Source organism: Microbacterium sp. ABRD28, from assembly GCF_003850245.1.
GTDB lineage: Bacteria > Actinomycetota > Actinomycetes > Actinomycetales > Microbacteriaceae > Microbacterium.
The window spans coordinates 3,119,346-3,144,996 of record NZ_CP031015.1 but is presented as its reverse complement, the minus strand read 5'-3'; the positions used below and the strand labels follow the sequence as shown (position 1 = coordinate 3,144,996).

Here is a 25,651-nt window from a genome sequence, read left to right as displayed (position 1 = left end):
CTTGAGACTGTGAACACAGGCCGTCGAACGCTGGTGGCGACCGACATCGACGGCACACTCGTCCCCGACGGCACGCTCGAACTTCCCGACTACACCGCCGACGTCCTGCGCCGCCTCGACGCCGCGGGCGTCGCCGTCGTCTTCGTCACCGGTCGACCCCTCCGCTGGATGACCGGCTTCTGGCCGCACGTCGGAAACCACGGGATGGCGATCGTCTCGAACGGCGCCATCACGTACGACGCCCACGCGCGCGAGATCATCTCACTCACCGGCATCGAAGCCGAGGATGGTCTCGCCCTCTCGGCGATCATCTCCGCCGAGCTCCCCGGCGCACGGTTTGCGATCGAGTGCGCCGACGGCATCCGTCTCGACCCGCGATTCGCTGCACGCACCGCCGTCGCAGGTGCGCCGCGCGGACCGCTCCGCGAGATCTGGACCGACCCCGCGGTGAAGCTCCTCGTGAGGGATCCGGATGTCGATGCCGACCTGCTGCACGGCAGGATCGCCGCGATCGTCGGCGACGCCGCGACCGTGACCTGGACCATGCCGGGTCTTGTCGAGATCAGCGCGGCCGGCGTCACGAAGGCCAGCGCCCTGCACACCCTCTGCGGGCGCCTCGACGTCGACCCCGCCGAGGTCATCGCCTTCGGCGACATGCCGAACGACATCCCGATGCTGTCGTGGGCCGGCACGAGTTACGCGATGGCGGGCGCTCATCCGTCCGTCCGTGAGATCGCCGATCGCACCGCTCCCGCCTCCGCCGAGGAGGGCGTCGCCCAGGTGCTCGAACACCTCCTCGCCGAGGTCTGACGCCCGACCGATCGGCGCTCGCGCGTATCACCACCACGCCGATGCCCTCTCTCACGGGGAGGAGGGCACCGATGACCGTTCTCGCAGCCCCCGCCGTCACACCGCCGACCATCACCACGACTCCGCGTCGCGGCATCCGATTCTGGATCCGTCGCTACCTGCTCGCGGAGATCGTCGGCACCGCCACCCTCCTTCTTCTCGGACTGCTGATCCTCGAGTGGATCACCCACCCCGTCGCCGTCGCGGTCGCGGCGATCATCGGCGAGAGCCTGGGGTTCTACGCCGTGCTCGCGACGATCGTCGTCCTCGAGCAGCGCCGGCTCGGGCGCCGCGGCTTCCGCGTGCTCACCCTCACCGTCGTCCTCCTGGTCGCCGAGTTCGGCGCCGCCGAGCTGGTCGACTCGCTCGTCGTGCGCCCGGCGGCGATCTCGCTGTGCGTCTGGCTGATCCCCGATCCGTTCTGGGGACTGCTCGCCGGCAAGATCCTCGCCGACGGGGTCTTCTACGCCATGGCCGCGACGAGCTTCGTGCTCACCACCAAGACCCGGCTCCGCCCCGCGTACCCGAAGAAGGACTGATGAACGAGACCGCCGCGACCCTCATCGACCGTCGCCGGCGCGAGTGCGCGGCGGTGATGCAGACGGATGACGCCCGCGCCGCCATCGCGCTCCACGGCACTCCGGTGCTGCTCCTGGATCCCGCGATCGTGGTGCGCCAGTACACACGGCTGCGAACGGCGCTTCCCTTCGTGCGGTTCCACTACGCGGTGAAGGTCTGCGCCCACCCCGCGGTGATCGCCGCTCTTGCCGAGGAGGGATGCGGCTTCGACGTCGCCTCGGGGGAGGAGATCGCGCTGCTCGAACGCCAGGGTGTCGCGCCGCATCGCGTCATCCACACCCACCCCGTCAAGAAGCCTGCCGAGATCGGTGCGGCGCTCGCCGCCGGCATCCGCACCTTCGTCGTCGACAACGAGATCGAGCTCGAGAAGTTCCGCCGAGGCGGTGCGCCCGACGTGCGCCTGCTCGTGCGACTGGCCTATCGCAGCCCCCACGCCGGGAGCGACCTGTCGAGCAAGTTCGGCGTCAGCGCCGAGCGCGCCGAAGCGCTCGTGGCTCGCGCCGACGCATGGGGCCTCACCGTGGCAGGTTTCAGCTTCCACGTCGACAGCCAGCTCGACGACCCCGCCCGCTTCGCCGCCGCGATCCGCGACACGGCTGCGCTGATGTCGCGCCTCGAGCGCGCGAGTGGTCGCCGCTTCACCCTGCTCGACATCGGCGGCGGGTTTCCGATCGCCTACGACCGGCCGGTCGCGGCGCTCGAGGAGATCGCGCGGGTCATTCGTCCGGTGCTGGAGCCGCTCGCCGCGCGCTACGAGATCCTCGCCGAACCCGGCCGGGTGCTCGTCGCCGAGTCGGCGCTGCTGGTCACGAGCGTCGACGGTGTCGCCGAACGCCCCGACGGGCGCTGGTACTACCTCGACGACGGCCTGTACGGCTCGTATTCGAACGTGCTCACCGAAGGCGTGCATCCGCTCGTGTTCGCCGAGCGCGATCTGATCGCGCCCGCCCCGCCACGCCGCCGCGCCACCCTCGCCGGGCCCACGTGCGACTCGGCCGATGTCATCGCGCGCGACTGCGACCTCCCCGACCTGCGGGTCGGCGACCTCGTGGTAAGCCCCGTCATGGGCGCCTACACGTCGGTGACCGCGACGCGCTTCAACGGGCGTCCGTTCACCCCGGTCGCGGTGCTCACTCCCGCACGGCGGCCCGCCGGGGTGATGTCCAGACTGGCGTGAAAGAATGGACGCACGCTCCGCCTTGAAGAAGGCGCACCACAGTCAAGGAGGGGCGCCCATGCCGACATGGTGGGAACACCTGATCCACGTGGCGACCGGTCGCTCCCGTCGTCATGTCGATCTTCCCGATCTTCGTCATCTGCCGACACGGCGGGTCGCGCTCGAACGCACGCACTACGTCGTGAACGACCCCGAGCGGCATCACCGCCGTCAGCGGTTGTACGTCCTCCGTCACGAGACCGACCGCCGCTCGCGCCGTGCCGCGCGGGTCGCGGTCTTCTCGAACGGGCGCGACGTGGGATATCTGCCGTCTCGCGTGGCGGCGACGGTCGCCCCGCACCTCGATACGCTCGGGGGCGCAGCAGTCGTGAACGGAGCGGGACCGGCGACCGACAGCATCCGACTTCGCGTGGATCTGCCCACCGATGCCGCCATGGCGGAGTTCATCGGAACCCATGTTCAGAACGAGGAGAAGCGGATGTCGCGCATCACGTGGCAGGGGCTCGAAACCGCCAGCACCGAAACCTGCGAAATCCACTTCTCAGGGCACAGCATGGTTGCGAACGGCGACATCGACACTCCGGACGGACGCCTCGCGTACCGCGTCGAGACCGACGCCGGAGGTCTCTTCCGGCTTGCCGATCTCGCGATCGGCGGACGCACCCTCAGCCTGTCGTTCTCCGACGGCCGGTGGCTCGTGAACGGTGAGCACCGCGGCGACCTCGACGGCGCGACCGAGATCGACATCTCCGCGACCCCGCTGACCAACACCCTCCCGATCCGGCGGCTCGACCTCCCGATCGGCCAGAGCGCCGACATCGACACCGCGTGGATCGCCGTTCCCGCACTCACCGTGGTCCGCGATCCGCAGCGCTACACCCGCGTCGGTGAACGGCAGTGGCGGTACGAGTCGCGCGACTCCGACTTCCGCGCCCTCCTCACCGTCGACGACGACGGTCTGGTGCTCGACTACCCCGGTCTCTTCCGCTCGATCAGCTGAACTTGCCGGGCGACGGCGCGGGACCTTGGTCCCGCCTTGGGCGCGCGAGCGGCGGAACCATGCAAGTAACGGATCGGCAACGGGGGCATGGGGGTGCCGCGTCGACGATCCTTGCGCGAGGGGGAGGGATGCCCGGACACGGTCACGCTGCGACGGCGCCGATGACGCCACACCCACGTCGCGCGGGCTGGTGGTCACTCCTCCTCCTCGTGCCCTCTCTGGCGCTCGCGTTCATCGTCGGCGAGGGCCTTGCCTCCCTGCTCGCCGGCGGTGATGCGCCCTCGGCGACTCTTCCCTGGTGGGTGATGGCGCTCGTGCTGGTGGCTGCCGGGGCGGTCTTCGCCGCCCCTCTCGGGCTCACGGCGTTCGTCGCCACCCGCGAGACGCGGGCCGGTATCGACGGCGCCTGGCTCCCGTTCGTCATCGGCGCGGCTGCCGTCGGGGGTTTCCTCGTGATCAACATCGTCAGCGGCATCCTGATGCTCGTTCTCGGCTGAGCCGCCCGGAGAGGACGCCAGTCATGTTCTGGGGAACCCTCACCGCGCGAGTGAGCGCCGTCGCGGGAACGGTCCTCACAGGCTTCCCCCTGCTGGCGCCGCTCGTTCTCGGGGTCATCTTCGCTGTGGGGTCGGGCCGCTTCCTCTTCGATTTCCTGATTCCGGGCGAATTGTTCTTCGTCGTCGTCGCCGGAGCGCTCCTCCTCGTGCTCGCGACGGTGATCCTCCGACGGCTGAGGGTGGCCGCCGGCATCCTCACTGCCGCGACGATCGTCACCTTCTTCGCGACCGACCTCGTCTCGCAGGCCACGGGTCTCAGCGACGGACGCACCGCGCCGGAGGGATGGCCGCTCTTCTGGGTGATGTCGGTCTACGCCCTCTACGTCCTGTCGGTCGTCGGGCTGTTCGTCCTCGGAATCCTCGTGTGCCGCGTCGCCTTCTCACGGGCCGAGCGTGCCGTCCCTTCCGCCGTGCCGCCTGCTGAGCAAGGGTTGGAGCCCTCCGGCGAAGGGGATGGGCGCCCGGCCACGTGACAGCACATCGGCAGGAGCAAGACCGTGATGCGCATCACCGTTCCCCTGAGCTCCGGCGATCAGCCCAGCCACTCCGCCGCATCCGCCCCCCACTCGCCACCGACGACGGGGTAGTGATCGGGCGCGCCCGGGAACGCCAGCGGCGGAGGTGCGGTGACGAGCGCCGCCGCCTGGGTCGCCGGGTCTGTCGAGGTCAGCAGCGCGTGAGCGGTGCGGGCGAGAGACATGCGGACATCGATCGACCCGCCCTCTCTCCGCTGAGCGCCGAGCGCCCGCACGATGCCCGCAGCGAGAAAGTGCCCGGTCGCGTGATCGAGGGCCTGGACGGGGAGCGCGCCAGGCGTCTCGCCGTCTGGACTCTCCACCATCGCGATGCCGCTCACCGCCTGCACGATGCTGTCGAATCCGCGTCGCGCGGCCCACGGTCCGTGTGCTCCCCACGCGGAGACCGAGGCGGTCACGAGTCCCGGATGCCGCGCGGCGAGGTCTTCGGGTTCGAGACCGAACCGCGCCAATGCCCCCGGCCGGTAGCCGGTGACCACGACGTGCGCGCGGGACAGCAGGCGCTCGAAGGTCGCGTGATCGTGGGCCTGTCGAAGGTCGAGCAGAGTCGAACGCTTTCCCTGCCCGGTGTCGAGGTGGATCCACCCCGTCTCGGGCAGGGCAGGGGAGTCGACGCGCAGCACCTCCGCGCCGGCGAGTGCGAGGTCGCGCGTGGCGATGGGCCCTGCAATCACCCGCGTCAGGTCGAGCACCCGGAAACCCTCGGGCCGTGGTGCCGCATCGCCGATCCGCCGCCGCTCCACGATCGGCGCCGTCGCGACGATCCGTGCCTGCTCGTGCTCTCGCCACTCTTCGGGAGCCCGCACACGTCCGACGATCGCACCGATCTCGGCGGCGCGGTCTTCGAGGTCGGCGGCGGTTCGTGCCGCGATGGCCGCCACCGCGGCATCCGTCTCCACGTCTGCTCCGAGACCGAGCAGCCGACGGAGCGCCCGCTCGTGGTGCGGGTAGTTCGCGTGCGTGCGGACCCATCCGTCGCGAGCGCGCCAGAAGCCCGACAGCGGGGCCCACGCCGACGGCGCGGCGCCGTGGATGCGCAGCACCTTCTCGCTGCCGAAGGATGCCGCCACCCGCGCCCGGTCCACGCGCACCGGCGACGGGTTGCCCCGGAGGAGTGCGATCGCGAGCGATGCCAGTGCGACGCTGTCGGTCGCCAGGGTGCCGACCGGCAGGTGCGCGCCCCACGGGAATGCGCCGGTCGGCTCGGCCACGAGTTCCCGCGCCTGCTCGCCGAAGCCGAGTGCGTCGGCCACCTGCCCGCCCACAGCTCCGAGTGTCATGCCGGTAGTGAAGCATCACATCGCCCGACCGGACAGTGGTGGGTACGGTGTCCCCATGCCGACTCTCCGCCACAACGGTGCCCGCCTCTTCTGGGAGGCCGCCGGACCCGACGCCGCGCCCGCGCTCCTCTTCCTCCACGCCGGCATCGCGACCTCGGCGATGTGGGATCCGCTGTGGGCCGACCTGCAGCGCGATTTCCGCGTCATCCGGTACGACCTCCGCTGGTTCGGCAACAGCCCCTCCGACGATGTGGAGTACTCCAACCGTGACGACGCGGTCGCCGTCCTCGACGCCGCCGGCGTGGAGCAGGCGATCTTCATCGGGGCGTCGTACGGGGGTGCCGTCGCCATCGACACCGCTCTCGAGTTCCCCGACCGCGTCGCCGGGCTCGTGACGATCGGGTCGGGACCGGGTGGGTTCCCCGAGGTGGAACCGACTCGACGCGAGGAGGAGCTGCAGCATTCGATCGAACAGGCCGAGGAGGCACGCGATTGGGATCGCCTCGTCGAGCTCGAAGCCCTCTCCTGGGGTGTCGGCCCGACGCGCGAAACGGCCGACGTCGACCCGCTCTTCCTCCAGCGGCTGCGCGAGCTGGGCGATGCGAACAAGCCGCTGCTCGACGGCGATCCCCGGCCCGTGCCGATGGAGCCGCGCGCCTACGGGCGCCTCAGTGAGATCACGGTGCCCGCCCTGTTCATCGTGGGCGAGCACGACACGTCCGCCGCGCGGGCGCAGGCCGAGCATCTCGCCGAAGCCGTCACCGGCGCATCACTCCACGTCTTCCCCGGAACGGCGCACATGCCGAGCGTCGAGTATCCGCAGCCGTTCCTCGGCCTGCTGCGCGAGTGGCTCACCGAGCAGGTCGCCGGCTGATGACGTCTGATCCTCGCCGCCGGCTCACGCTCGCCATCTCCATCATCGGGACGGTGGTGGTGACGCTGTACGCCGCGTGGGCCTACATCCACATCATGGTGCTGAACCCGCTCGCCGCCGTCCCGGGCCTGCCGCTGGAAGAGATCTGGCGTCAGACCGAACTGTCCCAGGGTTCGATCGACAGGTTCGTGGTTCCGGCGATCCTCGCCGTCGGTCCCGTCCTCGCGCTCATCCTGCTCGTGCTCGGTCAGATCCTCCTCAGGAACGAGCCGGAGTGGGTCGTCGTGGGCTATCTCGGAATTCTGGTGCTCGGCGCCCCCGCCGAGTTCGTCGCGAGTTTCTCACCGGGAATGAACCTGGCGGACACCTTCGCCATCAGCGGCGCGGACTACTCGCCATGGGCGGCACCCCTGATGGCCGCCAGCGCGTTGGCGCTCGTCGCCTTCCTCGCCTCGATCGCGGCGATCGGATTCCGCGCCGCACGGAGCAGCGCCTCGCCCGCGGCAGCCGGCTGATAGCAGGGCCGCGTCCACGCGACAACCCCGAGGCCGCGAGAACGGTCGCCCCGTCACACTGGTCTCGGAGGATCGCACCAGATGACGTCATCACAGCCGCCGCGCCTGTCGCTGTTCGTCGAGCCGGCGGAGTGGGTCGAGGCGGCGCTCGCCGCTGCGGCGGTGATCGACGGGTTCGGTGTCGACGTGCCCGTGACCCTCGCGTGGGCGGCCGAGGTCGGACGGATGTTGCCCCGCGACGCCTCGCTCACCGACCGCTGGCAGCTCCTCGCCGGCGCCGCGTTCCTCGATGTCGGTGCCGCGCGCATCCTCGAACCGCACCTCGACGCAATCGCCATCCTCGACGAGGCGGGCGTCGAGCCGGACGACGCCGCGACCTGGGGCGTCTTCGCCGCTGAAGGCGCCGGCACGCGGCTGACGGCCGAACGGGATGCCACGGGCTGGACGCTCCGCGGAACCAAACCGTGGTGCTCGCTCGCCGGCTCGCTCTCGCACGCCCTCGTGACCGCCTGGGTCGACGACGAACGTCAGCGGCTCTTCGCCGTGCCTCTTCGTCACGACACCGTGACTGCGCACGCGGGTCCGTGGCATGCCCGCGGCCTGTCGCAGGTCGTCAGTGCCCCGGTCGACTTCTCGGGTACCCCGGCCGAACCGGTCGGCGACGACGGCTGGTACCTGCGCCGCCCGGGCTTCGCGCACGGCGGCGTGGGGGTCGCGGCAGCATGGTGGGGTGGGGCGATGGGGCTGCTGCCGGCGCTCCGTGCCGCGGCGAGCACCGAGCGCGCCGACCAGATCGCCCATCAGCATCTGGGCGACGCCGATGCGGCGCTGTGGGCGGCACGCGCGGTGCTCGCCGAGACCGCCGACGTCTTCTCGGCCGGTCCGCGTGCCGACGCAGGGCTGCTGGCGAACCGGGCCCGCACCGGCACCGCCCGCGCGGCCACGACCGCGCTCGAGACCGCCGACCTCGCGCTCGGCCCGCTGCCGCTCGTCGCCGACGAGACGCATGCGCGGCGCGTGGCCGATCTGCACCTCTACCTCCGCCAGCACCACGGCGCGCGCGACGCGGCGCGGATGGGGCGCGACCTCACGGCATCGGAGCAGCCGTGGTGACGTTCAGCCACCTCGATGCCGGCACCGACGAGGAGCGCTGGCAGGCCGCGTTCGACGCGCGTCGGCTGCCGAACGCCGACCTCGACGTCGACGCCCTCGTCGTCGTCTCGGCGCACCCCGATGACGAGACGCTCGGAGTCGCAGGGCTCATGCACACCGTCGCCGCGGGTGGCGGTCGCGTGATCGTCGTCGTCGCGACCGACGGCGAGAACTCCCACCCCGCCTCACCGACTCACACGCCCGACGACCTGCGTTCGGTGCGCCGCGGCGAAGTGCGCGAAGCGCTGGCCAAGGTCTGCCCCGCAGCATCCGTGGCCTTCCTCGGCCACACCGACGGTGGCCTCGATGCGGTGCAGACGCGTCTCACCGGCGAGATCGAGGCGCTCGTGCGGACGGTCGGCTCACCGCGCTCGCGTACGCTCGTCGTCTCACCGTGGACCGGCGACGGCCACCGCGACCACCGCATCGCCGGCGAAGCCGCGCACGCCGTCGCCCGTCACCTGGGCGTTCGATACCGGGCCTACCCGATCTGGCTCTGGCACTGGGGTACGGCGGATGATCCGCCGTGGGGTCACATCGAACTGGTGCCTCTGGATGCCGAGGCCCGCCGGGCGAAGACTGAGGCGCTCGGCGCCCACCGCAGCCAGACAGCGGCGCTGTCTGCCGCGCCCGGCGACGAGGCGATCGTGAGCGGACGGATGCTGCGACACTTCACCCGCGGCTTCGAGACCCTCATCCGCGTCGACGACGATCCGGCACGCGACGAATCGTGGCACGGGTCGACGCCGGAAGAGCACTTCGCCGATCTCTACGCCCGGCGCCCCGACCCCTGGGGATTCGAGACCCGCTGGTACGAGGAGCGCAAGCGCGCCGTGCTGCTCGCGTCGCTGCCGCGGCCACAGTACGCGCGGGCGGTCGAGCTCGGAAGTGCGACCGGGGTGCTGACCGCGCAGCTCGCCGAACGGTGCGACGAACTCGTCGCCGTCGACTTCGCCGAGGCGGCGCTCGAGACCGCGCGCGGTCGGCTGGGCGAGCGCGAGAACGTCGAGCTCGTGCGGGCGACGCTTCCGGCGGAATGGCCGGCGGGCACGTTCGACCTGATCGTGATGTCGGAGGTCGGCTACTTCTGGGACGCCCCCGACCTCGAACGTGCCATCGCGCAGGCGATCGCCTCGCTCCGGCCCGACGGGCACCTCGTCGCATGCCACTGGCGGCATCCGGTCGACACCAATCCCGTGAGTGGCGACGGGGTGCACATCGCACTTCGCACCCAGCAGGATCTCGCGGTGGTGGTGCGGCACGAGGAGGACGATTTCCTGCTCGAGGTGTTCGCGCGTCCGCCGGCGCCGTCGGTCGCGCGCGAGACGGGCATGCTGTGACCGCCGTGGCAGTGGTCGTTCCCGTCCACGACGAGGAGGAGCTGCTGGCGGGCTGCCTGGAGTCGCTCGCCGTCGCGGTCGCCGCCGCCGAGGGGGTGGGGGCGCGCGTGGAGGTCGCCCTGGTGCTGGATGCCTGCACTGACCGGTCGTCCGCCATCGCCGCCGAGTTCGAGGTGACGACGGTCGCGGTCACGGCCGCACGGGTGGGCGCCGCCCGCCGAGCGGGAGTCGCCGAGGCGCTCCGCCTGCTCGACCCGGTCGACCTCGCCGACGTGTGGATCGCGAACACCGACGCCGACTCGGCGGTGCCCGTGAACTGGCTCACCCACCAGCTCGCGCTGATGCGCGCCGGTTCCGACATCGTGCTCGGTACCGTGCGGCCCGACTTCGCCGACCTCGCGCCGGCACACGTCGCGTATTGGCGAGCGACTCACCACCGTGGTCGACCGGCTGGGAACACCCACGGCGCCAACCTCGGGGTGCGGGGGAGTGTGTACCGCGCCGCGGGAGGGTTCACCGACGTGCCCGAGCATGAAGACGTCCGGCTCGTCGAGACGGCGCGGGCGCTCGGCGCGATCGTCACGGCGAGCGATGCCGCCGAGGTGACCACGTCGGGCCGCGTCGAGGGGCGGACGCCCGGCGGTTACGCCGCCTTCGTCCGCGCCACCGCGGCGCAGTTCGCCTGACGCTGCGCTCTGCCTCCTACACTCAGGCTCATGCGCCACGGCATCGTCATCCTCCCGCAGGAGCCCTGGGCTGAGGCCCGCCGCAAGTGGGAAGCCGCCGAACACCTCGGCTTCGACCACGCCTGGACCTACGACCACCTCTCGTGGCGCTCGCTCGCCGCCCAGCCCTGGCATGCGACGATTCCGACGCTGACGGCCGCGGCTCTTGCGACCACGACGATCAGGCTCGGCACCTTCGTGGCGTCGCCGAACTTCCGGCATCCGGTGCCCTTCACCAAGGAGGTGGTGACCGTCGACGAGATCTCGGGCGGACGGATGCTGCTGGGCGTCGGATCGGGCGGCACCGGGTTCGACGCCTTCGTCCTCGGCCAGCCCGAGTACACGCCCCGTCAGCGCCACGAACGCTACGTCGAGTTCGTCGCCGCGCTCGATGAGCTGCTCCGCTTCGAAACGCCCGGGTCGGGTGGGATCAGCTTCGACGGCGACTGGTACACCGCCCACGACGCACGGATGGTGGGGGAGCCCGCGCAGCATCCGCGCGTGCCCCTCATCCTCGCCGCGAACGGACCGAAGGGGTTGGCGTTGGTGGCCGAGCGCGGTGACGCGTGGGTGACGACGGGGCCCGAGGGCAAGCCCGAGGAGGAATGGTGGCGGGCGATCGCCGCCCTCGGCGCACGTCTCGACGACGCCCTCGCCACTCAGGGACGCGACCCGCAGACGCTCGATCGGTACCTGTCGCTCGACTCCGAGAGCACGTACTTCCTCGAGAGCGTGCAGAAGTTCGAAGACGCCGCCGGCCGCGCCGCCTCCCTCGGGTTCACCGATGTCATCACGCACTGGCCGCGGCCCGACGGCATCTACGCCGGCAGTGAAGACGTGCTCGTCGAGGCCGCGTCACGCTTCTCCTGAGGTCAGTGCGTCCAGGCCGTCACCGACTTCTCCGTCGCCGCCTCCCACGCCCCATCGAAGCGTTCGAGAGCGAGCTCCCCCCGCCGCTCTTCGCGGGCATCGAGGCGGCCGTAGAGGAATGCGGTCGTCGGCGAGGTCTCGGCGGCCGCCAACTCGCGCAGTCGCGCGCGCATGACCACGCTGTCCTGATACTCACCGAGCTGCTCCTGCACGTCCTCCATCCGCGACGCGAAGAGAGCCGCGGGTTCTCCGAAGGAATCCGCCAACGCTTCCCCGGCGTATCGGGCGCGCTTCGCCGCCTTCCTCGCGTCGTGGAGCGCGAGGTCGCGTTCCTGCGGTGTGTCCGCCGCTCGGGCGTGCGCGACGGCGGACCGCACGCGGGCGAAGGCCTTGTCGGCCCGTCGGGGCAGCACGCGTCGAGCGCGTTTACCGGCCTTGGCGCTCAGCGGGGGATCGTCGACGAAGCGATCCAGATCGAGGACGAGCCGGTGGTAGCGGTCGGAGTCCAGCGCGCCGCACAGCCGCGCGTGCGCCGCCCGATGCGCGTCATCCATCTTCGCTTCGATGCCGGCGCCGGCGTCCGCCGGCGCGTCTTCGTCACGGATCGCCGTGGCGATCTCCGCCTGCATCACCTCGGCGTCGCGCGCGACACCGAGCTCGCCGGCGAGCCATCTCAGTTCGGTGCGAAGGGGCGCGACCTCCTCGGCTCGGAACATCGGCGCGAAGGTCTGCAGCAGGCTTCGCAGGCGGCGCGTCGCGACGCGCATCTGATGTACTCCGCCGGGTTCGTCGAGCCGGGCACGGGGGTCGTTGTGCAGGATGGCCGCGATGTGCGCGCACGCCGTCGGGGTGAGCACCTCTCCGGCTGTCGGCATGCGTATCTCCCTCGATCGACACCGCCCCGCCCCGCGTTTTCCTGTACGCATGCCAGGGTGGGGCCGTGAAACTCTATTCTGACTTCGCGCCGCAGCGAACGCGCCAGATCATCGCCGATACGCTCGCGCTCGCCGCGATCATCCTCTGGATCTGGTTCGGCATCGCCGTGTACTCCGCCGTCGCGGCCCTCGCCTCGTTCGGCGTCGACATGCAGCGGGCGGGGAGCGGGTTCCAGGAGTCGATGACCGACATCGGCGATCAGCTCGCCGGCATCCCGCTCATCGGCGGAACCGTCCGTGCGCCGTTCGACGGTGCGAGTTCGGCGGGGACGGCGCTCGAGCAGGCGGGCGAGAGTCAGCAGGTGCTCGTGCAGCAGCTGGCGCTGACGCTGGGCTTGGGGATCGCTCTGATTCCGACGATGCTCGTGCTGGCCATCTGGCTGCTGCCTCGCATCCGCTTCATCCGGCGTGCGCGGCGGGCGAGGGTCGTGCTTCGCAGCGGCGCGGGCGTGGACCTGCTCGCGCTGCGCGCGCTGGCGAACCAGAAGCTCACGAGTCTGGCGGCGGTGCACGTCGACGCCTCGGGGGCGTGGCGCCGCGGCGACCCCGCCGTCCTCGCGCAGCTCGCGGCGCTGGAGCTGAAGTCGTCGGGGATCCGGATGCGACCCGCCGACGCCGCCGTTCGCTAGAGCTTCTTCTTCCCGACCCGCTGCTCGGCCATCTTGCGCACGACGTCGAGCGCTCCGGGAACGTATTCGCCCCAGGCATCCCCGACCTTGGCGAGGTCGAGCTTGCCGGTGTGGACCTGTTCGCACAGGCGCATCCATCCCTCGCCCATCGCGACCGTGAGCGCGGCAGCGACGCTGGCGTTCACGGCATTGCCGGCGCCGGGGATGAGTTTCAGGAAGCTGCGCGCGAGCGCCTGGCCGGAGATCTGCACGGCGAGCTGGGCGAGCGCGCCGGCCGACATCATCGTCTTCAGTTCGAGGTCGTAAATGGCGGCGATGCGCCCCATCATCCCGAGCTGGATCGGCGCCAGGGCCAGCGCGTCACCGACGGGAATCGGCGTCGCCGCGACGCCGGCGGCGAGCCCTGCGGCGCCGGTGATGATGGGCCGGGCCATCTCGCGTTTCCAGGGGAGGTTGAGTCGCTGGGCGATGCGAAACGCATCCTTCGCGTCGGCGGGCGACAGCGCGAGGGTCTCCGCGACGAGATCACCGAGCCCGTGGCCCGTGCCCTTTCCGTCTTTCTCGCGCGTGGAGGTGGGCATGACCCGGGCGAAGGGGATCGTGATGGGCCGGCCGCTTTCGTCGACGGGGTTCTCGAGCCACTCGATGAACTCCCGGGTGCCCTTCGTCGGACGCCGGCTCCCCTTGAGTGCGTTGCGTTCCCAGTCGACCTTCGTCAGCACGAGGATCACCGGCAGACCGCGGGCATCCAGCTCCTGGATCATCTCGATGTCGGCGCGTGTGAGCCGGTCGTCGTTGGCCTTCACGCAGTACCAGACCACGGCGATCTGCTCGTTGCGCGGGTGCTGCTCGATGGTCTTCAGGTGGTCGCGGAGCTGTTCACGCGGCGGGACCGCGGAGCCGATCTCGAAGCCTTCGATGTCCCAGATGCCGAGGGAGTCGTCGTGGTAATACCGCACGCCCTTCGTGACGGGCAGGCCCTTGCCGACCGCGGCCCAGTCGCGCTGGAAGACCGCATTGACCAGCGACGACTTGCCGACGCCGGTATTGCCGATGACCGCCAGGTTGAAGCGGCCGTACCGCGACTTCGCTTCGGAGGTCGCCTCGAGGAACGGCCGCTGGTCGATCTGAGGCTTCTTTGCGGGCGGGTCGGCGGCCATGCTCGAAACCCTACGCGCGAACGGTCTCTACGGCGTGTGCGGCTCGGCTGATTCCAAGCGATGGAGAGCGGATGCCGCGACCGCGGCGATCGACGCTGACGCAGCGATCCGCTCGTGCGGCCCCCGCCACCGCGCTCGCGCGGCGCCAGGGGTCGCGACGGCCGATTTGCCGGTGCCGGGACTCCGGAGATGACGACGGCGACGCTTCATTCGCGCCACGAACGCGCCGTCGCGGCGTTCCGGGCGGCCAGCGTTCGGAAGGCCTCGGTGAGCTCCGCCGGGAAGAGCACCTCGATCTCGGTGTCGAATCGGTTGAGAGATGCGGCGAGGGCGATCCACGACCAGGAGCCGACTTCGATGCTGCACCGGTCGGAGCCGAGGTCTTCCACGATGCCGTCGCCCGCGAAGGGGAGAACATCTCGGGCGGGTCGGTGGAGAATGACCTTTCCGACGCACGGCCACTGGTCGCCCTGCTCGGAACCCTTGAACCGGGCGGCCACGAAGGTGGCGACATTGCGCTCGGGAAGGTCGCGCGGGGCGAATCGCGGGCCGGCGGGGGTGCGGGGTTCGATGAGGTCGGCGCGGAAGATGCGCCAGTCCCCGTGCTCGAGATCCCACCCCACGAGGTACCAACGGCTCTCGACCGACACGAGATGGTGCGGTTCGACCCGGCGGAGGTGATCGCGGTAGTCGAACCGGACCACGTGTCGAACGCGTACAGCGGACGACAGCGCGATGAGGACCTCCGGCGAGACCGTGTCGAGTGTCGCGGTGCCAGGGCGGCGCGGGATCACAGTGAAGTCGAGCGCGTTCAGCCGATGGCGCAGCCGAGAGGGCATCACCTGACGGAGGGTGGTGAGGGCCCGAAGCGCCGCTTCGTCGATCCCGGCACCGGTGCCCGTCGCCGCCTGAAGGGCGATCGCGAGCGCGACGACCTGATCGTCGTCGAACAGGAGGGGTGGGAGTTCGCTGCCGGCATCCAGGCGGTAGCCCCCGATCGGCCCCATCGTCGCTTCGATGTTGTAGCCCATCTCCCGAAGGCGCTCGACGTCGCGGCGGATGGTGCGGGGCGCGATCTCGAGTCGCTCGGCGAGGACGGAGCCGGGCCATTCGCGGCCGGTCTGCAACAGCGACAGGAGGCGAAGCAGCCGAGCGGTCGTCGTCGGGGGCATGGGTCGAGGTTAGTTCGCATCTAGGCCGGAAACTGACCTACACGGTTGCCAGGCTGGATGTCGCCGGCGCGAGGCCAGGCACCATCCCTGAGGAGTAGGCATGTCGATCCAGACCACCACCCACCTGAATTTCTGCGGCGACGCGCGCGCGGCGCTGGAGTTCTACCAGTCCGTCTTCGGCGGTCACGTCGTCATCAACAGCTATGCCGATTTCGGGATGCCGTCTGCGGTGCCCGGCGCGGACAAGGTCGTCTTCGGTCTCGTCACCGCCGAGAACGGCTTCCGGCTCATGGCCTACGACATCCCGGGTCGCACCGGGGGTTCGATCGCCGGCGGAGGCTCCACTCGCCGTGAGGACAACACCACCCTCACCGATCAGGCGATGTTCGTGTCCATCGGCTCCGACAGCTTCGATGAACTGCAGGGCTTCTGGGAGAAGCTGTCCGCCGGAGCCGCGATCGTCGAACCGCTGGCCGCATCGGCGTGGAGCGCCGGATTCGGCATGCTCACCGACCGCTTGGGCGTGACCTGGAGCCTGAACGTCACCACGGCCTGAGTGGTCCCCGTACCCCGGGCCCGGCCGCTGGGGTCGAGTCGTCGCGTCACCTGCCGCGCCGGTTCGACCTCAGAAGGGTGCGGGTTCGTGGGGGTTGTCAGCCGGTTCGTCGGTGATGCGGAACTCGCCGGTGAAGGTGGTCCATTTCACCCACAGGTCGTCGGGGACGTCCTCCTCCGGGGAGAAGTGCACCCCATGACCCGGTGGATTGTCGGTGTAGATCCTGCCCGTCGGTGACGTCCACTCCATGACTCCACCAGGGAGTTGTTTCACCTTCCAGGCGGTGAACTGTTTCATGCTGTGATGCCGTTGGCACAGGCAGGACAGGTTGCAGATCTCGGTTCTCCCGCCCAGGGCGGCGTCGTGGTTGTGGTCGATCTCGCAGGTTCGGGCGGGCATCCGGCATCCTGGCCACCGGCAGTGCTTGTCCCGGCCCTTCAGGAACCGGACCATCGCCCCGGTCGGGCGGTAGGTGTCCACTGCCATCGTCAACCCGGTGACCGGATGGGTGAGGAGTCGCTCCCACATCCCGTCACTGTTCCCCGCAAGCAACCGCGCCGTCTCGGCATCGATCGGCCCGACCCCGGCAAGATCGCACGGGACATCGCTTTGCCCCATGAGGGCCATGACGGGGATGACGACCTGCACCTTCGCGGTGATCGCGCCCAACCCTCCCGGCAGGTCACCAGAGCCGGTCGGGTTGAGGCTCGGTACGGCGGTGAGGAGCATGTCGGCGAACACGTCCGCGCGGACCTCATCGATCGACCGGGTGTCCGGCGCCACATCATCGCCCGGCTGCGGTTCTCGAGCGGTGATGACCGCGGTGGCTTCGTCGGTGATGCGTTGGAAGATCCCCTCGATCAGAACCGTGGACTGCACCGCCCGCAGCTCCGACATCCCGTCCCCGATCGCGTACCGGACGATCTTCCGCTCCCGAAACGCCCCCGCATGCCGCTCGGTCAGTGTCCGCGGGTGCATCCGCTCGGCGATGATCTCCAAATCCGCACGCGCACGACCCGGGGTCTCGTCCAGACAGATCTCCGCGGCCAGCTGATCGAACTCCCCCTTCACCTCCGGAGGCAACCGCCGCCCGACATCCTCCACCACCGCCACATGCGCCCGCGTGATCAGCCCCTTCTCCAGGCAGTGCACCGTCGCGGGGTAGTCGTTCACCAACGCGAAAGCACTATCAATCTGGCGCTGGACCGACCGGTCGGACAGTCGCACCGCGGCCGCGATCTCCGCCGCCACACCCCGCAACGCCATATCCCGATCCCGCACCACCGCGGTCGACCCCTCCGCCAGCCGCGCCGCGAACGCCCCCGCCTCGGCCAACACCCGGGTCTGCTCCGCCTCCGCCGCCGCCAACGCCGCCTGCGCGGCCTCCACCCGCGTGAGCACACCCGTCAGCTCAGACCGGTCCTCGTCACTGAGGAGGGTGAGCCGCGGGTTCGAACGCATGTATGAATCATGGCACCACCCTCCGACATCGAGACCCGAAACCCTCAACCCCAGCTCGAACCAGATTCCGCCGATGTGGGGGCCGCTGGATCTCGCTTCCTCGTGATAAAACGAGCATCAGCTCGTGAAGCGCAGGCCTGCCTCGGCGAGAGCGGCATCGAGCGCGCGAACCGCCGTCGGGCCGACACCGTGCAGGGCAGCGATCTCGTCGCGGGATCGCCCCGCAACATCCGCCAGGGTCCGAAGGCCCGCGCTCTCGAGCGCGCGCAGGGCGGGCCTCCCGATTCCTGATGGAAGACCGTCGGACGCGGCGGACACCCCGCCCTCAGTCCTGGTGGCCGGAGGAGGCTCCGTACCGCGCGGCGATCTCGCCGGGATCGACCCAGCGTGAGTAAGTCGGCTCCTGCGGCCACCCTTCGGGAGAGTCCTGCCAGTCCTCCTGGCGCCCCCACGGCAGCAGGTCGACGAGGGCGAAGGTGTGGCTGAGCTGCTCGGTTCCGCGTCCGTTGGTGTGCCACGTGCGGTAGACGGTGTCGCCGTCGCGGAGGAACACGTTCACGGCGAACCCGCCCCCGGCCGGAGCATCCATATCGGCCCCGAAGGGACTGTTCGCGGTCGAGTACCAATCCATCCGGTTGCCCACCTTCTCGCGGTAGGCGAGGGCCTCCTCGATCGCGCCCTGGGTCACGACGACGAACTGCGCGTCGTAGTGGTCGAGGAACCCGAGCCGCGTGAACTGCGAGGTGAAGGACGTGCAGCCGCCGCACTGCCACTCGGCTCCGGGCTCCCACATGTGGTGGTAGGTGATCAACTGCGATCTGCCTCCGAAGATGTCCACGAGCCGCACGGGGCCCGCCGGCCCTTCCAGCACATAGTCGGGAAGCTTCACCATCGGCAGGCGTCGCCGCTGCGCGGCAATCGCGTCGAGCTCACGGGTGGCGGCCTTCTCGCGAGCGCGCAGCGCCGCGAGCTCGTCGCGCCACTCGTCCTCGGTGACGACCGGGGGGAGGGCGGATGTCGTGGTGCTCATGGGTTTCCTTTCGTCGACGAACGGATTCCGCGGGTCAGCGCACCGCCGACCGAAGGTCTTGGCCGGCCTCACCGACCGTTGCGGATGATTCCGTCTCCGCTCCGCCCGGCTCGGCAGAGGCGGGGGGCGGCGCTGTGGCGTACGCCCGCGACAACCGTCGGTACGGTGCCGAGGCGAAGGCCAGCAGCACGACGATCAGCAGGATCGCGCTCGCTGCGACGAAGACCAGGGCGATGCCGCGAGCCTCGCCCGGTCCGAGCAGCCAGCCGAGGGAGGACTGACCCGCCTCGGAGTTCATGTAGGGGATCAGCCAGAACTGCGCGAGTGGCCCGACGATGAACGCAGACACGGGAGCTGCGGCCGACTCGACACTGGCGGCGAAGCCGAAGACGCGCCCTTGCGACTCGAAGGGCACGACCCGCTGGATGATCGTCTGCTCCGACGCCTCGGCGATCGGCATGAGGCACATGAAGATCAGCAGTCCCAGCGCGTACAGCCACCACCACTCGCGGATCGCGAAGGTCATCCCGAGGATCGCGATGGCGACGTTGACGAGGAGGAGAGTTCGCACCGGGTTCCTGCCCAGACCGAACTTGGCCACGAGGCCCCCGCCGATGATGAAGCCGAAGCTCGTGATGCCGAGGATGATGCCCCACACCTCGACCGAGAAGAGTTCCAGGCCGTACGGGTCCATGAGTGCCATGAACACGCCGCCGACGAGGTTGTTGAAGGTGGTGAAAAGGATGAGGGCGAGGAGTCCCGGAACGACGATGACCGCGGGGATGACGCCGCGGAACCCCGTCTGCGGTACGACGCCTTCGACGTGCACCACGCCGCGTTCGGGGATCGGCACGAAGAGCAGGTGGGTCAGCGCCACGGCGGTCGCGGCGATCGCGATGACCACGGTCCATCCCATACCGAGGAGACCGACGGACAGACCGGAGAAGACGCTCGTGACCATGAAGGCGATGCCGTGGACGGCTCCGACCAGTCCGTTGGCGCGGTCGCGCCGGTCGGAGGGGATCAGCAGCGTGACGGTGGTCGAGAGTGCGATGTTGCGAAGGTTCTCGACCACGCCGCCGATCAGGATGACCCCGGCGAACAACCAGAACCAGGGTCCGCCCCAGTCGACCAGCACGCTCTCGGGGAACGACAGGTACAGCGCCCCGGCCAGAAGGTAGGTCACGAGTGTCACGGTGCTCGAGAGCAGCATGACGGCCTTCTTCTTCATATGATCGACGAGGACCCCGAAGACCACGCCGAGAAGAGCGACGAGGAGCATGTACGACCCGCCGATGATGGAGGTCGCGAGCACCGACCCCGTCTCGAGGTAGGCCCAGAAGGTCAGCGCCCACCACAGGTAGCTCGACGTCACGTTCGCGACGGCGGTGTTCACGAGCACCTGGTAGAAGGCCCGAACCGTCCGCGGGCCGGGGGTGTACGCCGCCGCATCCGTGGTCTGCGTGCTCATCGTTCTCGTTCCCGTCGTGGTGATGCCGGCCGGCCCGCCTGCTGCGGTAGACTCATGTTCACACCGTGAACATCGGCGGTGGCGCCAATCTACACACCCGGAGCGGAGGAGGCAATGGCCGATTCCGCTCGCACGTATCATCACGGCGACCTCCGACATGCGCTGGTCCACGAGGGGCTCGCGCGAGCGCGGGAGGGAGGACCGAGCGCCGTCTCGCTCCGGGAGATCACCCGCGCCGTCGGCGTCTCGCCGAACGCCGCGTACCGGCACTTCTCCGACCGCGACCACCTGGTCCGCGCGGTCGCCGGGCAGGCGCAGCGACTGCTGGCCGAGGCGATCGCCGAGCGCGTCGCGGCCACCCCGTCCGGACTCGGCCGCGCTGCGGCATCCATCGAGCGGCTCCGTCGCGTGGGCCTGGCCTACATCGCCTTCGCCGTCGACGAGCGCGGCTGGTTCGAGACCGCCTTCTTCACGCAGGACACCCGGGCCAGCGAGGGGATCGTCACGCTAGACGACGAGATCGTCGCGCCTTTCCGGCTGCTGATGGACGTGCTCGACGAGATGGTGGATGCCGGTGCGCTCGCCCCTGAGCGCCGCCCCCTGGCCGAATGGCCGTGCTGGTCGGCGGTGCACGGCTTCGCCGACATCGCCGTGCACGGCCCGGTGCGCTGGCAGCCGCGCGAACTCGTCGACGCCCTCGCGGCGAGCGTCGTCGACTCGGCGATCGTCGGCGTGCGCGGCACGACCGCGCCGCCCGGAGAAGCATAGGCGAGCGCGCGCTCGTCGTCACCCCGGTGCAGAGAGGCCTCGATCCGCGGTGTACTCGGGTGTCCACCACCGAGGAGAAGAGGATCACATGAGCGGCTTCAGCGAAACCACCCCCGAGCGCGACGAGCAGGCGGGCCTCGAGGTCGTCGGCGAAACGAGCCCCGGCGTGGCGGACACCACGGTCGGGGGCGAGGACGACCTCGCCCAGCTCGAGTTCGAGGGGCGCCTTCCCGACGCCGACACCGTCGCCGCCGACGGCCCGGAGGAGCCCTACCTCGATGAGGCCCTCCAGCCCGAGACGCAGGGGGAGGACCCGGTTGCCGCCGAGCTCGGCGAGGAGGGACAGGGCGATCTCGTGCCCGAAGACCTGTAGATCCGAGCGCCGCCCGCCGGCCGGGTGTCAGGCCGGGGCGGGGGAGCAGTGCCAGCGGGCCTCTTTCCAGCCCTCCGGGGTCCGCTTCCACACGATCGTGGCGACGCACGGATTCTCGATCACGGTCTCACCGATCTGCACCCGCTGGACGAACGTCACCACCGAGTAACCCATCTCCCCGGCCTCTTCGCCGTGATACCCCGTCACCCGAGACGACAGCGCGGCGCCCGCGGCCCGCATCGCCGCGAAGTTCGTGGTCATGTAGGCATCCCACGCGTCCTTGGTCTCGATCACGACCGACTGTCCCTGAGGATCGACGTCGACGATGCCGTAATCGTCGTCGACCATCGCGCGGAGCGCGTCGAGATCGAGCGCGTTGACGGCGTCGAGCAGAGCCTGGGTCTGCGGCCGCAGCGGATCGTCGGGCATGGTCTCCTCCTCGAGTGCTCCCCTTCCGACGCTATCGCGCTGCGGGCACGGGTTGGGCGGTGATCGTCGCGTCAAGAGTGGAGGTCGGATGCCGGGCCGCGGCCACAATGGAGACATGATCTCCATTCCGACGGTGACCCTCAATGACGGTGTGTCCTTCCCCCAGGTGGGGCTCGGCACGTACAACCTGCGCGGAGCGGAGGGCTCGGACGCGATCGTCGCGGCGCTCGACACCGGCTATCGGCTGCTCGACTCGGCGGTCAACTACGAGAACGAGCGCGAGGTCGGCGAGGCTGTGCGGCGGTCATCCGTCCCTCGCGACGAGATCCTCGTGACGTCGAAGATCCCCGGGCGTGAGCACGGCCGCACCGAGGCGGTGCGGAGCATCCGCGACTCGCTCGACCGGCTCGGCCTCGAGCGCATCGACCTTCACCTCATCCACTGGCCCAACCCGAGCGTGGGGAAGTACATCGACACCTGGCGCGGCATGATCGATGCGCGCGAGGCCGGTCTGGTCGGATCGATCGGGGTGTCGAACTTCACCGAGGAGATGCTCACCGAACTCGTCGACGCGACCGGTGTCGTTCCGGCCGTGAACCAGGTGGAGCTCCACCCCTACTTCCCGCAGGCGAAGCTTCGCGCCTTCCACGACGAGCTCGGCGTCCGCACCGAGAGCTGGAGCCCGCTCGCGCGGCGCAGCGAGCTTCTCACCGAGCGGGTGATCGTCCAGCTCGCCGAGGCGCACGGTAAGACGCCGACGCAGATCGTGCTGCGGTGGCACGTCGAGCTCGGCAGCACCGCGATCCCGAAGTCGGCCGACCCCGAGCGTCAGCGTGAGAACGCCGACATCTTCGACTTCTCTCTCAGCGCCGACGAGGTCGCCGAGATCTCCGGCCTCGAGCGCGGTCGTCTGTGGGACGGCGACCCGCTCACGCACGAAGAGATGTAGCCATCTCGCACACCTCCACACCGCCCGTCCCGCGCCGCACTCAGTGCGGCACGATGACGCAGTCGCTTCCCGGCGAGAGCATCGATTCGTGACCGTCATCGAAGCGGACGACCAGGAGCGGTTCGTCGGCGTGCCCGCGGACGCCGGTCACCACGCCGGTCCGCTCCGCAGCGCCCACTGTCCTGCCGTGGATGATGACGCGATCGCCGATCTCAGCCATGACCATCACCTCCTGGCGCCAACGATACGACTGCTTCCGCGCCGGCACCAGAAGGGTCGGGCCTCACGAGGCGGGACCGGTGAGCCGCTCACGCACGGCGAGATGTGAGCCACTCCGCGTACGTCTGGTAGCCGCGGCGGGGCTCGCCGACGGGGAGGCCGAGGCCGTCCCGGAGGGCCTTCATCTGCTTTCCCGGCAGGCTCACCGACGGCGTCCACACTTTCTCGTCGAGGGTGCCGGCGTAGTCCTGCACCATCCGGTCGAGCGCCTCCTCGAGCGGGCCGGCGATCTCCTGCGCGCGCCCCTGCGGGGCGCCGACGGCGACCTCGGCGAGGTAGGCCCCCACCTCCGCGGCGGCGACGGGCTGGAGGCGTGCCCGCGGTGCGAGGTGGAGCGGTCCGAAGGCCGCCTGCCGGTAGATCTGAGCCGCGAACTCGTGGAACTGCGTCGCGCGGACGATGCTCCACGGCACCGCGCCCCCGGCGACGAGGCGCTCCTGCCCCACCTTGCCGGCGTAGTAGTCGTGCGGCATGCGGTCGACGCCGACGATGGAGAGGGTCACCAGGTGCGACACCCCCGCCCGATCGGCCGCGGTGAGCAGGTGCCGGGTGCCGGCCTCGAAGAACGCGACCGAGGCCTTGGCGGAGAGCGTGGAGACGTTGGTGGTGTCGATGACCGCCTCGACGCCGACGAGCGCGTCATCCAGCCCCACGCCCCCGGAGACATCCACGCCGCTCGCCCGGCTGAGCGCCACGGCGTCGTGCCCCTTGTCGCGCAGCGCACGCACGGCGTGCGCGCCCACGGTTCCCGTTCCTCCGACGACGGCGACCAGCATCGGCACCCCTCTCCTCGTCCACAGCATGGCGCACCCGGTCGACCGCGTCCGCGAGGCGCTCGGTTAGCGTGGGGGAATGCCCACCCCCTTCGACGCGCTCGACGACTACATCGCCCTTCCTCGCGTGGAAGGTCTGGCCCTTTCGCCCGACGGCAGCACCGCGGTGCTGACGGTGGCCGCTCTGAAGAAGGATGCCACAGGGTACGAGCGTTCCCTGTGGGCGGTGCCCGTGCGGGGAGACGGTGCGCCCCGGCGCCTCACCCGGTCGGCGAAGGGCGAGAGCGGTGCGGCGTTCACGCCGGGCGGTGACATCCTGTTCGTCTCGGCGCGCGATGACATCGAATCGGATGTCGACGACGAGCCGGGCCAGCTCTGGCTCCTCCCGGCGCAGGGCGGTGAGGCCCGCCCGGTGACGCGGCTCGCCGGCGGCGTGAGCAGCATCGCCGCGACGGCGGAGCAGACGGGACGCGTCGTCGTCTCGGCCCCGCTGCTGCGTTCGGCCTCGTCGATCGAGGATGACGCGGCGCGACGTGCCGAGCGCACGAAGAAGAAGGTCTCGGCGATCCTCCACGACTCCTACCCGGTCAGGTTCTGGGACCACGACCTGGGCCCCGCCGAGCCCCACCTGCTCGCGGTCGACCTCGAGGGCCTCGCCGACACGCTCGCCGCGGCCGTGGAAGACACCGCCACCGAGGAAGCGGAGGTCGTCGCACACCTCACGGCCGAGGCGGCCGAACCGACCCCCTACCCGACGACCCTCCCGCGCCCCGCCGATCTGATGCCCGCTCCGGGCCGAGCCCTCCGGCACGCCGAGGCCGCGCTGAGCCCCGACGGCACCACCCTCGTCGCCAGCATCGATCGCCCCGAGGCGCGCGGCGGGCGACGGATCCTGGTGAGCATCGATGTCGCCACCGGAACGCACACCGTGCTGCGCGATGAAGACGGCTTCGACATCGAGATGCCCGCGATCAGCCACGACGGCACGCGCCTGGCCTTCCTGCGCACCGCGGTGACCACCCCCTCAGGGCCGACCGAGCAGGAGCTCTGGGTCTCGCAGCTCGATGGGTCGGACGCGCGACGCGTCGCCGCCGACTGGGACCGTTGGCCGTCGTCGATCGCCTTCGCCGCGGCGGATGACGCACTGATCGTCACCGCCGACGACAACGGGCGCGGTCCGGTCTTCCGGATCGCGTTGACGAGCAGCCCTGGCGAAGAGGACAGCGAGGTCACGGCGATCGTCTCGGACGACTTCACGTACTCGCATGTCCGCATCGATCGCTCGGGCGGGGGGCTGGTCGCGCTCCGCTCCTCGTGGCTCGTTCCCCCGCACCCCGTGCGGATCGAGCCGTCGGGTGAGGTGACGCCCCTGGCCACTCCCACTCCCGCGCCGGCCGTTCCCGGTCGCATCACCGAGGTCGAGACCACGGCTGAAGACGGCGCCCGGGTGCGGGCGTGGCTCGTGCTCCCCGAGGGTGCGTCGGCCGAGGCGCCGGCCCCGCTGCTGCTGTGGATCCACGGAGGCCCGCTCAACAGCTGGAACGCGTGGAGCTGGCGGTGGGCGCCGCTCCTGGCCGCGGCACGCGGCTACGCCGTGCTGCTTCCCGACCCGGCGCTGTCCACCGGCTACGGATTGGAGTTCATCGCCCGCGGGTGGAACAGCTGGGGCGGCAAGCCCTACACCGACCTCATGGCGATCACCGACGCCGTCGTCGCGCGCGACGACATCGACGAGTCCCGCACCGCCGCGATGGGCGGATCGTTCGGCGGGTACATGGCCAACTGGGTCGCCGGACACACCGATCGGTTCCGGGCGATCGTCACGCACGCGAGCCTGTGGGCACTCGACCAGTTCGCGGGCACGACCGACAGCGCGGACTACTGGCAGCGCATCTTCACGCCCGAGGCGATGATCGAGCACTCACCGCACCGCTTCGTCGCCGACATCCGCACCCCCGTCCTCGTCGTCCACGGCGACAGGGATTACCGGGTGCCCATCGGCGAGGGGCTGCGCCTCTGGTCGGATCTCGCCGAGCACCACGCCGACGCCGACGGGCGCATGCCCCACCGCTTCCTGTACTTCCCCGACGAGAATCACTGGATCCTGAAGCCCCAGCACGCTGTCGTCTGGTACGAAACGGTGTTCGCCTTCCTCGCCGAGCACGTTCTCGGTGAGGAGTCCGCGCCCCCGGCCGTCCTCGGCTGACCCGCG

The 25,651-nt window shown here is 70.3% G+C and carries 28 protein-coding genes; 18 read left to right on the top strand and 10 right to left on the bottom strand.

The window, feature by feature from the left end; translation table 11 throughout:
* Positions 1–9 precede the first annotated feature (9 nt).
* The 6 genes from DT073_RS15205 to DT073_RS15175 all read left to right on the top strand — a co-directional run bounded on the left by DT073_RS15205 (position 10) and on the right by DT073_RS15175 (position 4,635).
* Positions 10–810 carry an HAD-IIB family hydrolase gene (locus DT073_RS15205; RefSeq protein WP_141937266.1) on the top strand — a complete coding sequence of 267 codons (801 nt, stop codon included), beginning with the start codon at positions 10–12 and terminating at the stop codon, positions 808–810.
* A gap of 71 nt (positions 811–881) precedes the next feature.
* The gene (locus tag DT073_RS15200) at positions 882–1,388 is read left to right on the top strand and encodes a hypothetical protein (RefSeq protein ID WP_124294151.1); all 507 of its coding nucleotides are present in this window, start codon (positions 882–884) and stop codon (positions 1,386–1,388) included.
* Positions 1,388–2,605, top strand: a complete 1,218-nt coding sequence (locus tag DT073_RS15195) for a type III PLP-dependent enzyme (protein WP_124294150.1) — start codon at positions 1,388–1,390, stop codon at positions 2,603–2,605. The genes DT073_RS15200 and DT073_RS15195 overlap by 1 nt, the downstream gene beginning before the upstream one ends.
* A 58-nt stretch (positions 2,606–2,663) precedes the next feature.
* A complete protein-coding gene (locus DT073_RS15975) occupies positions 2,664–3,605 on the top strand; it encodes a putative glycolipid-binding domain-containing protein (protein ID WP_205782954.1) in 942 nt (313 codons plus the stop codon).
* A 161-nt stretch (positions 3,606–3,766) separates the two neighbouring features.
* Complete coding sequence (locus DT073_RS15180; protein WP_124294149.1) at positions 3,767–4,102, top strand: hypothetical protein; 336 nt, start codon at positions 3,767–3,769, stop codon at positions 4,100–4,102.
* Positions 4,103–4,125: 23 nt separating this feature from the next.
* A complete protein-coding gene (locus DT073_RS15175; RefSeq protein WP_124294148.1) occupies positions 4,126–4,635 on the top strand; it encodes a hypothetical protein in 510 nt (169 codons plus the stop codon).
* Positions 4,636–4,694: 59 nt separating this feature from the next.
* Here the strand turns inward: DT073_RS15175 and DT073_RS15170 are convergent, their stop codons facing one another.
* A complete protein-coding gene (locus DT073_RS15170; RefSeq protein WP_124294147.1) occupies positions 4,695–5,978 on the bottom strand; it encodes a CoA transferase in 1,284 nt (427 codons plus the stop codon).
* Positions 5,979–6,033: 55 nt separating this feature from the next.
* Between DT073_RS15170 and DT073_RS15165 the strand changes: the two genes are divergently transcribed.
* From DT073_RS15165 to DT073_RS15140, 6 genes are all read left to right on the top strand, one after another.
* Positions 6,034–6,852 carry an alpha/beta fold hydrolase gene (locus DT073_RS15165; RefSeq protein ID WP_164478218.1) on the top strand — a complete coding sequence of 273 codons (819 nt, stop codon included), beginning with the start codon at positions 6,034–6,036 and terminating at the stop codon, positions 6,850–6,852.
* Positions 6,852–7,367, top strand: a complete 516-nt coding sequence (locus tag DT073_RS15160; RefSeq protein ID WP_124294145.1) for a hypothetical protein — start codon at positions 6,852–6,854, stop codon at positions 7,365–7,367. Before DT073_RS15165 ends, DT073_RS15160 begins: the two co-directional genes overlap by 1 nt.
* 81 nt (positions 7,368–7,448) lie before the next feature.
* Positions 7,449–8,480: an acyl-CoA dehydrogenase family protein gene (locus tag DT073_RS15155; protein WP_240638638.1), complete on the top strand. Its 1,032-nt coding sequence runs from the start codon at positions 7,449–7,451 to the stop codon at positions 8,478–8,480.
* Positions 8,477–9,859, top strand: coding sequence for a bifunctional PIG-L family deacetylase/class I SAM-dependent methyltransferase (locus DT073_RS15150; protein WP_240638637.1), 1,383 nt, complete (start codon positions 8,477–8,479; stop codon positions 9,857–9,859). The genes DT073_RS15155 and DT073_RS15150 overlap by 4 nt, the downstream gene beginning before the upstream one ends.
* Positions 9,856–10,545, top strand: a complete 690-nt coding sequence (locus DT073_RS15145; protein ID WP_240638636.1) for a glycosyltransferase family 2 protein — start codon at positions 9,856–9,858, stop codon at positions 10,543–10,545. Before DT073_RS15150 ends, DT073_RS15145 begins: the two co-directional genes overlap by 4 nt.
* Positions 10,546–10,575: 30 nt before the next feature.
* Positions 10,576–11,454, top strand: coding sequence for an LLM class flavin-dependent oxidoreductase (locus DT073_RS15140; RefSeq protein WP_124294143.1), 879 nt, complete (start codon positions 10,576–10,578; stop codon positions 11,452–11,454).
* A 2-nt stretch (positions 11,455–11,456) separates the two neighbouring features.
* On the opposite strand, the gene DT073_RS15135 is transcribed toward DT073_RS15140, so the two are convergent.
* Positions 11,457–12,329, bottom strand: coding sequence for a CHAD domain-containing protein (locus DT073_RS15135; protein WP_164478217.1), 873 nt, complete (start codon positions 12,327–12,329; stop codon positions 11,457–11,459).
* A 65-nt stretch (positions 12,330–12,394) separates the two neighbouring features.
* Here DT073_RS15135 and DT073_RS15130 point away from each other — a divergent pair, with 65 nt between their 5' ends.
* Positions 12,395–13,018 carry a hypothetical protein gene (locus tag DT073_RS15130; protein ID WP_124294141.1) on the top strand — a complete coding sequence of 208 codons (624 nt, stop codon included), beginning with the start codon at positions 12,395–12,397 and terminating at the stop codon, positions 13,016–13,018.
* Here DT073_RS15130 and DT073_RS15125 read toward each other — a convergent pair.
* Together DT073_RS15125 and DT073_RS15120 are read right to left on the bottom strand one after the other, a co-directional pair.
* A complete protein-coding gene (locus tag DT073_RS15125) occupies positions 13,015–14,178 on the bottom strand; it encodes a GTPase family protein (protein ID WP_124294140.1) in 1,164 nt (387 codons plus the stop codon). The two genes, DT073_RS15130 and DT073_RS15125, sit on opposite strands and share 4 nt — an antisense overlap.
* A gap of 206 nt (positions 14,179–14,384) precedes the next feature.
* Positions 14,385–15,350 carry a helix-turn-helix transcriptional regulator gene (locus DT073_RS15120; RefSeq protein WP_124294139.1) on the bottom strand — a complete coding sequence of 322 codons (966 nt, stop codon included), beginning with the start codon at positions 15,348–15,350 and terminating at the stop codon, positions 14,385–14,387.
* A 100-nt stretch (positions 15,351–15,450) separates the two neighbouring features.
* On the opposite strand from DT073_RS15120, the gene DT073_RS15115 reads away from it, so the two are divergent.
* Entirely contained in the window at positions 15,451–15,906 is a 456-nt protein-coding gene (locus DT073_RS15115) for a VOC family protein (RefSeq protein WP_124294138.1), read from the top strand.
* Between the two features lie 69 nt (positions 15,907–15,975).
* Here DT073_RS15115 and DT073_RS15110 read toward each other — a convergent pair whose 3' ends face one another.
* The 3 genes from DT073_RS15110 to DT073_RS15095 form a co-directional block, all read right to left on the bottom strand.
* Positions 15,976–17,367 carry an HNH endonuclease signature motif containing protein gene (locus DT073_RS15110; RefSeq protein ID WP_124294137.1) on the bottom strand — a complete coding sequence of 464 codons (1,392 nt, stop codon included), beginning with the start codon at positions 17,365–17,367 and terminating at the stop codon, positions 15,976–15,978.
* A gap of 325 nt (positions 17,368–17,692) precedes the next feature.
* The gene (locus DT073_RS15100; protein WP_124294135.1) at positions 17,693–18,397 is read right to left on the bottom strand and encodes a DUF899 domain-containing protein; all 705 of its coding nucleotides are present in this window, start codon (positions 18,395–18,397) and stop codon (positions 17,693–17,695) included.
* Between the two features lie 34 nt (positions 18,398–18,431).
* On the bottom strand, positions 18,432–19,868 hold the full coding sequence (locus tag DT073_RS15095; protein WP_124294134.1) for an MFS transporter: 1,437 nt from the start codon (positions 19,866–19,868) through the stop codon (positions 18,432–18,434).
* Positions 19,869–19,982: 114 nt separating this feature from the next.
* Here DT073_RS15095 and DT073_RS15090 point away from each other — a divergent pair, with 114 nt between their 5' ends.
* Together DT073_RS15090 and DT073_RS15085 are read left to right on the top strand one after the other, a co-directional pair.
* A complete protein-coding gene (locus DT073_RS15090) occupies positions 19,983–20,636 on the top strand; it encodes a TetR/AcrR family transcriptional regulator (RefSeq protein ID WP_124294133.1) in 654 nt (217 codons plus the stop codon).
* An 88-nt stretch (positions 20,637–20,724) separates the two neighbouring features.
* Positions 20,725–21,009, top strand: coding sequence for a hypothetical protein (locus tag DT073_RS15085; protein WP_124294132.1), 285 nt, complete (start codon positions 20,725–20,727; stop codon positions 21,007–21,009).
* A gap of 27 nt (positions 21,010–21,036) precedes the next feature.
* Here the strand turns inward: DT073_RS15085 and DT073_RS15080 are convergent, their stop codons facing one another.
* Positions 21,037–21,438 carry a nuclear transport factor 2 family protein gene (locus DT073_RS15080; RefSeq protein ID WP_164478216.1) on the bottom strand — a complete coding sequence of 134 codons (402 nt, stop codon included), beginning with the start codon at positions 21,436–21,438 and terminating at the stop codon, positions 21,037–21,039.
* Between the two features lie 115 nt (positions 21,439–21,553).
* On the opposite strand from DT073_RS15080, the gene DT073_RS15075 reads away from it, so the two are divergent.
* Positions 21,554–22,387 (top strand): aldo/keto reductase, encoded by an 834-nt coding sequence (locus DT073_RS15075; protein ID WP_124294130.1) that lies wholly within the window; start codon positions 21,554–21,556, stop codon positions 22,385–22,387.
* Positions 22,388–22,427: 40 nt separating this feature from the next.
* Here the strand turns inward: DT073_RS15075 and DT073_RS15070 are convergent, their stop codons facing one another.
* Positions 22,428–22,607 (bottom strand): DUF1918 domain-containing protein, encoded by a 180-nt coding sequence (locus DT073_RS15070; RefSeq protein ID WP_205782953.1) that lies wholly within the window; start codon positions 22,605–22,607, stop codon positions 22,428–22,430.
* Positions 22,608–22,695: 88 nt separating this feature from the next.
* On the bottom strand, positions 22,696–23,442 hold the full coding sequence (locus tag DT073_RS15065; protein WP_124294129.1) for an SDR family oxidoreductase: 747 nt from the start codon (positions 23,440–23,442) through the stop codon (positions 22,696–22,698).
* Positions 23,443–23,518: 76 nt separating this feature from the next.
* Between DT073_RS15065 and DT073_RS15060 the strand changes: the two genes are divergently transcribed.
* Positions 23,519–25,645, top strand: a complete 2,127-nt coding sequence (locus DT073_RS15060) for a S9 family peptidase (protein WP_124294128.1) — start codon at positions 23,519–23,521, stop codon at positions 25,643–25,645.
* The last annotated feature ends 6 nt before the right edge of the window (positions 25,646–25,651 follow it).

Bases quoted from the DNA above. Each gene is read 5' to 3' on its own strand.
- DT073_RS15200 (WP_124294151.1), top strand. From the start codon at position 882: ATGACCGTTCTCGCAGCCCCCGCCGTCACACCGCCGACCATCACCACG.
- DT073_RS15195 (WP_124294150.1), top strand. From the start codon at position 1,388: ATGAACGAGACCGCCGCGACCCTCATCGACCGTCGCCGGCGCGAGTGC.
- DT073_RS15975 (WP_205782954.1), top strand. From the start codon at position 2,664: ATGCCGACATGGTGGGAACACCTGATCCACGTGGCGACCGGTCGCTCC.
- DT073_RS15180 (WP_124294149.1), top strand. From the start codon at position 3,767: ATGACGCCACACCCACGTCGCGCGGGCTGGTGGTCACTCCTCCTCCTC.
- DT073_RS15175 (WP_124294148.1), top strand. From the start codon at position 4,126: ATGTTCTGGGGAACCCTCACCGCGCGAGTGAGCGCCGTCGCGGGAACG.
- DT073_RS15170 (WP_124294147.1), bottom strand. From the start codon at position 5,978: ATGACACTCGGAGCTGTGGGCGGGCAGGTGGCCGACGCACTCGGCTTC.
- DT073_RS15165 (WP_164478218.1), top strand. From the start codon at position 6,034: ATGCCGACTCTCCGCCACAACGGTGCCCGCCTCTTCTGGGAGGCCGCC.
- DT073_RS15160 (WP_124294145.1), top strand. From the start codon at position 6,852: ATGACGTCTGATCCTCGCCGCCGGCTCACGCTCGCCATCTCCATCATC.
- DT073_RS15155 (WP_240638638.1), top strand. From the start codon at position 7,449: ATGACGTCATCACAGCCGCCGCGCCTGTCGCTGTTCGTCGAGCCGGCG.
- DT073_RS15140 (WP_124294143.1), top strand. From the start codon at position 10,576: ATGCGCCACGGCATCGTCATCCTCCCGCAGGAGCCCTGGGCTGAGGCC.
- DT073_RS15135 (WP_164478217.1), bottom strand. From the start codon at position 12,329: ATGCCGACAGCCGGAGAGGTGCTCACCCCGACGGCGTGCGCGCACATC.
- DT073_RS15125 (WP_124294140.1), bottom strand. From the start codon at position 14,178: ATGGCCGCCGACCCGCCCGCAAAGAAGCCTCAGATCGACCAGCGGCCG.
- DT073_RS15120 (WP_124294139.1), bottom strand. From the start codon at position 15,350: ATGCCCCCGACGACGACCGCTCGGCTGCTTCGCCTCCTGTCGCTGTTG.
- DT073_RS15115 (WP_124294138.1), top strand. From the start codon at position 15,451: ATGTCGATCCAGACCACCACCCACCTGAATTTCTGCGGCGACGCGCGC.
- DT073_RS15110 (WP_124294137.1), bottom strand. From the start codon at position 17,367: ATGCGTTCGAACCCGCGGCTCACCCTCCTCAGTGACGAGGACCGGTCT.
- DT073_RS15100 (WP_124294135.1), bottom strand. From the start codon at position 18,397: ATGAGCACCACGACATCCGCCCTCCCCCCGGTCGTCACCGAGGACGAG.
- DT073_RS15095 (WP_124294134.1), bottom strand. From the start codon at position 19,868: ATGAGCACGCAGACCACGGATGCGGCGGCGTACACCCCCGGCCCGCGG.
- DT073_RS15090 (WP_124294133.1), top strand. From the start codon at position 19,983: ATGGCCGATTCCGCTCGCACGTATCATCACGGCGACCTCCGACATGCG.
- DT073_RS15085 (WP_124294132.1), top strand. From the start codon at position 20,725: ATGAGCGGCTTCAGCGAAACCACCCCCGAGCGCGACGAGCAGGCGGGC.
- DT073_RS15080 (WP_164478216.1), bottom strand. From the start codon at position 21,438: ATGCCCGACGATCCGCTGCGGCCGCAGACCCAGGCTCTGCTCGACGCC.
- DT073_RS15075 (WP_124294130.1), top strand. From the start codon at position 21,554: ATGATCTCCATTCCGACGGTGACCCTCAATGACGGTGTGTCCTTCCCC.
- DT073_RS15070 (WP_205782953.1), bottom strand. From the start codon at position 22,607: ATGGCTGAGATCGGCGATCGCGTCATCATCCACGGCAGGACAGTGGGC.
- DT073_RS15065 (WP_124294129.1), bottom strand. From the start codon at position 23,442: ATGCTGGTCGCCGTCGTCGGAGGAACGGGAACCGTGGGCGCGCACGCC.
- DT073_RS15060 (WP_124294128.1), top strand. From the start codon at position 23,519: ATGCCCACCCCCTTCGACGCGCTCGACGACTACATCGCCCTTCCTCGC.